Here is a 5,720-nt window from a genome sequence, read left to right on the forward strand (position 1 = left end):
CGCGGCGGTGCCGACATCGGCGACGTCGCGGCTGGCGTTGAGCGCCAGCCGACGCGGATTGAGGCGGTCCTGCAACTGCCCGATCGTCATCATGACGCGCTGGCGGGCGAGGGCCGCTTCGATCTCTGCGGCGGCGACTTTGGCGGATGTCATGTGGCGGGCTCGCTTTCGGGCTTAAGCTTCGACTTGCCGACCATCGCGAGCGCGCCGGCAATCGCCAGCACGACAAGGACGACGATGGCCGTCGCCCATCCTGGCCCCACCAGCGTCGCCAGCGTCAAGATCGCACCGACCAGAAGTGCGATCAACGCGGCCAGCGCCAACACCCCGGCAATGGCGAAGAACATCGCCGCCGATTTGTACGCCGTTGCCGTCTCGCCGAACTTTGCCTTGTACACTGCGATTTCCGCGGTCGCGAGCGCGCGCGTCTCGCCGGCCAGACGGCCGACGACCGCGGTCAGGCTTTCGTCACCATCGAGCGCAAAGGGGATGGGATCCGCCAAGACCTCAGTCCTTCGGATTTGCATCGATGCCCGACTGGACCAGTCGTGCCACGACGAAGCCGAGGGCCGCGGCCGCACCGACCGCAACGGCGGGCGACTTGCGGACGAGCGCGGTGACGTCGTCGACCAGTGCGTCGATGTCCTTGCTACGGACCTGCTCGGCGAAGCCCGAGACGCTGTCCGCGGCGCTGCGGGCATAGCCGCCATATTGTGCGCCGAGCTTGTCGTCGACCTGCGCGGCGGCGTCGGTCAGCAGCTGTGCGACCTGCTCGAGCGCGGTGCCGGCGCGGGCCTTGCCGTCCTCGGCGAACAGGCGCGCCTTGTCGGCGGCCTGCTGGCCATATTTGCTGGCATTGTCCTTGATCACCTGCTTGGCCTCGGTCGCCTTGGTGCCGGTGGTGTCAGCGGCGTCGTCGAGCCGCATGACGCCGCCCTTCAGCGGCTCTGCGGTGGTGGCAGTGCCGGCGGCGGCGACATCGCCTGTGGTCATCGGCTGTGCGTCGGTATCGGCCATGGTCGTCCCTTTCGAAATGCTACGCCCTCAACACCGGTGCGCAGGCACGGTTCCCCTAGTCGGCCTGATTGCCCGATATGACGCGAGGCGGTAGAGGCAGCGCGAACGTCCCGGGCGATCGACCAGCTTGGGGATTTGTAGGAGCATCGTTACGTGACCGCAATCATCGACATTCACGCCCGCCAGATCCTCGATAGCCGGGGCAATCCGACGATCGAGGTCGACGTCCTGCTCGAGGATGGCAGCTTCGGCCGCGCCGCGGTGCCGTCGGGCGCCTCGACCGGTGCGCACGAGGCGGTCGAGAAGCGTGACGGCGACGCCACGCGCTGGGGCGGCAAGGGCGTCGACAGCGCGGTCGATGCGGTCAATGACGAGATCACCGACACGGTGCTGGGCATGGACGCGGAGGACCAGTCGGACCTCGACCGCGCGATGATCGAGCTCGACGGCACCGAGAACAAGGCGCGGCTGGGCGCGAACGCGATCCTGGGCGTCAGCCTGGCCGCGGCCAAGGCGGCCGCCGAAGCGCGCGGCCTGCCGCTGTACCGCTATGTCGGCGGCGTCCAGGCGCATCTGTTGCCGGTGCCGATGATGAACATCATCAATGGCGGCGAGCATGCCGACAACCCGATCGATTTCCAGGAATTCATGATCGTGCCGGTCGGCGCATCGAACATCCTCGAGGCGGTGCGCTGCGGCTCGGAGATCTTCCACACGCTGAAGAAGGGCCTGAGCGCGAAGGGCCTGTCGACCAGCGTCGGCGACGAGGGCGGTTTCGCGCCGAACATCGGCAGCACGACCGAGGCGCTCGACTTCATCATGTCGAGCATCGAGAAGGCCGGCTACAAGCCCGGCGAGGACGTGATGCTCGCGCTCGATTGCGCCGCGACCGAGTTCTACAAGAACGGCAAGTACGACATTTCGGGCGAGGGGAAGATCCTCGAGAGCGCCGAGATGGCCGAGTATCTGGCCGACCTGACGCGCCGCTATCCGATCTTCTCGATCGAGGACGGCATGGGCGAGGACGACTGGGAGGGCTGGAAGACGCTCACCGACCTGATCGGCGACAAGGTCCAGCTGGTCGGCGACGATCTGTTCGTGACCAACCCGAAGCGGCTGAAGCGCGGGATCGAGGGCGGCTATGCCAATTCGCTGCTGGTGAAGGTCAACCAGATCGGCACGCTGACCGAGACGCTGGAAGCCGTGTCGATGGCACAGCGCGCCAAGTACACCGCGGTGATGTCGCATCGCTCGGGCGAGACCGAGGATTCGACGATCGCCGACCTCGCGGTCGCGACCAATTGCGGGCAGATCAAGACGGGCAGCCTTGCGCGGTCGGACCGGCTCGCCAAGTACAACCAGCTGATCCGGATCGAGGAAGAGCTGGGCGACGCGGCGCGCTATGCGGGTCGCGACATCCTGATCGGCGGCTGATAGGCTAAGACCCGGAGGACCCCATGGCGCGCACGACCAGCACGACGAAGAGCACCAAGTTGCGGCGGACGATGCGCAAGGCCGCCTGGCCTGCGCTGGGGCTGACGCTGATGGCGTTCTTCGGCGCCTATGCCGTGCTCGGGCCGAACGGGATGTTCGCGTACGGTGATTACAAGCGGCAGCTGGCGAAGCGGGAGCGCGACTATGCCGTGCTCGACCGCAAGCGCGAGGTGCTCAAGAACCGGGTGGCGCTGCTCAACCCGGACCATGCCAATCCGGACATGGTCGACGAGATGGTCCGCAAGGAGCTGAACGTCGCGCACCCGGACGAGGTGATCGTGCCGCTGGGGAACTGACTTACGATCCTCCCCCTTGCGGGGGAGGATTGATAGGCGGGGTTACCGGCCGAGGAAGCGCAGCAGATCCTGCGTGAAGCGGTCGCTCTCGGTGAGCGTCAGCCCGTGCGGGGCGCCGTCATATTCGACCAGCTGCGAACCCGCGATGCCCTTGGCCGCGGCGCGGCCGGTGGCGTCGATCGGGACGGTCTTGTCGGCGGTGCCGTGGACGATCAGCGTCGGCACGCGGAAGGCGGCGAGGTCGGTACGGAAGTCGGTATGGCCGAACGACTCGGCGCAGGCGAGCGTCGGGCGCAGCCCCGCCTGCATCGCCAGACCCCAGACCCAGTCGACCATCTCGTCGCTGACCGGCGAGGTGATGAACCCGACGCCCAGGAACTGCTGCAGGAAGGTGCGGAAGAAGGCGGGGCGATCCTCTTGGATCCCGTTGCCGATGCCGGCGAGTGTTGCCTCGGGCACGCCGTGGGGATTGTCGTCGGTCTTGAGCATATAGGGCACGACCGAGGCGATCAGCCCGGCGGCGATCACGCCCTTGCCGTCGTGGCGGCTCATGTAGCGCGCGACCTCGCCGCCGCCCATCGAGAAGCCGACCAGCGTCGCGTCCTCGGTCGCGCCGGTCGCGGCCATGACGTCGGCGAGATCGTCGGTCAGCGTGTCATAGTCATAGCCCGACCAGGGCTGGCCCGACCGGCCGAAGCCGCGGCGGTCATAGGCGATCGCGCGGAAGCCCGCTTCGGCCAGCGCCATCGCCTGCGCATCCCAGCTGTCGGCATTTAATGGCCAGCCATGGGTGAGGATCACGGGCCGCCCGCTGCCCCAGTCCTTGACGTAAATGTCTGTACCGTCGCGGGTTTTAATGAAGGGCATGTCAATCTCCGGGGTTGTCGCCAAAGTCCTCACGTCAACGGTCCGGGCTATTGGCCGTTCCAACTCTGGCGTCCGCGCGATTCCGCTGGCAGCATTGCGGGCACGCTACGGCGTGAGGGGGGAGATTGATGCGGACGAGGTTCCCGGCGAGGACGGCGGCGCTGCTGCTGGCGCTGGGCAGCTGTACGCCCGACGATCCGCAGACGCGGGACCGCGTCGCCGCCACGCCCGTCACCGCCCCCGTCGCTGCGATCGCGCCCGATGCGTGGACCGCGTTCCGCGACCGGTTCGTCGCCACGTGGTTCGCGCTCGACCCGGCCTTTGCGGTCTATCAGGGGCGGCATGAGCATGATGGCGGGCTGCCCGACTGGAGCGCGCAAGGGCTGGGTCGGCAGGCGGCGTTCCTGCACCGGTCGATCGCGGCGGCGGGGCGGTTCGAGGCGGCGGCGCTCAGCCCCGACCAGCGGTTCGAGCGCGACTATCTAGTGATGGTCGCGCGCGACAAGCTGTTCTGGCTCGAGGCGGCGGACGCGCCGCATCGCAACCCGGCCTGGTATGTCGCGGGCGGGCTCGATCCCAATGTCTATGTCGTGCGTGCCTATGCCGACCCGGTCCGGCGGATGCGCGCGCTGATCGCGCTGCTGCGCCGGATCCCGGCGGCGACGCTGCAGATCCGCGCGAACCTCGCGACGCCAATGCCGATCAGCCATATCGACTATGCCGCCAACGCGTTCCGCGGCTTTGCGTCCTATTACATGGACGATTCGGTCAAGGCGTTCGCCGGGGTCGCGGACGAGGGGCTGCAGCGCGAGCTCGCCGATGCGGCGATGACCGCGTCGGAGGCGATGCGCGACCTGGCGCTCTGGGTCGAGACGCAGCGGCCGGGCGCGACACGGTCGTTCGCGCTGGGGCCCGCGCTGTTCGCGAAGATGCTGCGCGAGACCGAAGGGGTCGACACGCCGATCGCGACGCTCGAGGCGGCGGGGCGGGCCGACCTGGCGCGCAACCAACGTGCGCTCGCCGCGGCCTGTGCCCGGTTCGCGTTCGGCCTGACGGTCCGCGACTGTCTGGCGCAGGTGAATGCGGACAAGCCGGTCGACGGACCGGTCGCCGAGGCGCGCCGCCAGATCCCGATGCTGCGCGCGTTCATCGTCCGGCGCGACCTGCTGACGCTCGCCGGCAGCGAACAGGCGCTGGTCGAGGAGAGCCCGCCCTATAGCCGGCAGAATCTCGCCTATATCGATCCGCCGGGCCCGTTCGATCGCGGCGTGCCGTCGGTCTATTACATCTCGCCGCCCGATCCGCGCTGGACGCAGGCGGTGCGGGACGCGTTCGTGCCGGGCAAGGCGGACCTGCTCTTCACCTCGATCCACGAGGCGATGCCCGGGCATTTCGTCCATTTCCTCCACGCCAATCGCGTGCCGTCGCTGATCGGGCGGGTGTTCGTCGGCTATGGCTATGCCGAGGGCTGGGCGCATTATGCCGAGGAGATGATGTGGGAGGCGGGGCTGGGCGGCGGCCGCGCGGACATCCATATCGGCCAGCTGTCGAACGCTTTGCTGCGCGACTGCCGGTTCCTCGCCGCGATCGGGATGCATGCGCGCGGCATGACCCAGGCGGAGGCGTTCACGCTGTTCGTCGATCAATGTTACCAGGACGAGGGCAATGCGCGGCAACAGGCGCTGCGCGGGACCTATGATCCGGCCTATCTCAACTACACGATGGGCAAGCTGATGATCCGCCGGCTGCGCGAGGACTGGACCGCGGGCCGGGGCGGGCGGCGTGCGTGGAAGGCGTTCCACGACCGGCTGCTGCGCTATGGCGGGCCACCGATCCCGCTGGTCCGGCAGGCGATGCTGGGCGAGGCGAGGCCGATCGCGGCGTTCTGAGCGAACCGGCGGCTAGCGCGCCTGCGCGGCGGGCTGGACGTCGCGCGTCTCGTCGATCGGCGGGTTGCGGATCGAGGGGCGCAGGCGCGACACGCTGCACAGGCCCGCGACCAGCGCCATGCCGGCGGCGACCAGCGGCGGCGTCGTGCCCGCGCCG

Annotated in this window: 6 protein-coding genes; 3 read left to right on the forward strand and 3 right to left on the reverse strand. The window is 68.5% G+C overall.

What is annotated here, in order from left to right; genetic code table 11:
* Positions 1–149: 149 nt before the first annotated feature.
* Both sphsw_RS08265 and sphsw_RS08270 read right to left on the reverse strand, forming a co-directional pair.
* Positions 150–503 (reverse strand): phage holin family protein, encoded by a 354-nt coding sequence (locus sphsw_RS08265; protein ID WP_235188327.1) that lies wholly within the window; start codon positions 501–503, stop codon positions 150–152.
* A 4-nt stretch (positions 504–507) separates the two neighbouring features.
* Positions 508–1,017, reverse strand: coding sequence for a hypothetical protein (locus sphsw_RS08270; RefSeq protein ID WP_031440189.1), 510 nt, complete (start codon positions 1,015–1,017; stop codon positions 508–510).
* A gap of 153 nt (positions 1,018–1,170) precedes the next feature.
* Between sphsw_RS08270 and eno the strand changes: the two genes are divergently transcribed.
* Positions 1,171–2,451, forward strand: coding sequence for a phosphopyruvate hydratase (eno, locus tag sphsw_RS08275; protein WP_031393148.1), 1,281 nt, complete (start codon positions 1,171–1,173; stop codon positions 2,449–2,451).
* A gap of 23 nt (positions 2,452–2,474) precedes the next feature.
* Positions 2,475–2,807, forward strand: a complete 333-nt coding sequence (locus sphsw_RS08280; protein ID WP_042466854.1) for an FtsB family cell division protein — start codon at positions 2,475–2,477, stop codon at positions 2,805–2,807.
* A gap of 42 nt (positions 2,808–2,849) precedes the next feature.
* On the opposite strand, the gene sphsw_RS08285 is transcribed toward sphsw_RS08280, so the two are convergent.
* The gene (locus sphsw_RS08285) at positions 2,850–3,674 is read right to left on the reverse strand and encodes an alpha/beta fold hydrolase (protein ID WP_031440190.1); all 825 of its coding nucleotides are present in this window, start codon (positions 3,672–3,674) and stop codon (positions 2,850–2,852) included.
* Between the two features lie 128 nt (positions 3,675–3,802).
* On the opposite strand from sphsw_RS08285, the gene sphsw_RS08290 reads away from it, so the two are divergent.
* Positions 3,803–5,563 carry a DUF885 domain-containing protein gene (locus tag sphsw_RS08290; protein ID WP_031440191.1) on the forward strand — a complete coding sequence of 587 codons (1,761 nt, stop codon included), beginning with the start codon at positions 3,803–3,805 and terminating at the stop codon, positions 5,561–5,563.
* Positions 5,564–5,720: the final 157 nt, after the last annotated feature.

Source organism: Sphingomonas sp. FUKUSWIS1 (assembly GCF_000733135.1).
Classification (GTDB): Bacteria; Pseudomonadota; Alphaproteobacteria; order Sphingomonadales; family Sphingomonadaceae; genus Sphingomonas; species Sphingomonas aerolata.

What these genes read in the sequence shown, in the direction of transcription:
- sphsw_RS08280 (WP_042466854.1), top strand. Translation starts at nt 2,475, where the DNA reads ATGGCGCGCACGACCAGCACGACGAAGAGCACCAAGTTGCGGCGGACG.
- sphsw_RS08290 (WP_031440191.1), top strand. Translation starts at nt 3,803, where the DNA reads ATGCGGACGAGGTTCCCGGCGAGGACGGCGGCGCTGCTGCTGGCGCTG.
- sphsw_RS08285 (WP_031440190.1), bottom strand. Translation starts at nt 3,674, where the DNA reads ATGCCCTTCATTAAAACCCGCGACGGTACAGACATTTACGTCAAGGAC.
- sphsw_RS08270 (WP_031440189.1), bottom strand. Translation starts at nt 1,017, where the DNA reads ATGGCCGATACCGACGCACAGCCGATGACCACAGGCGATGTCGCCGCC.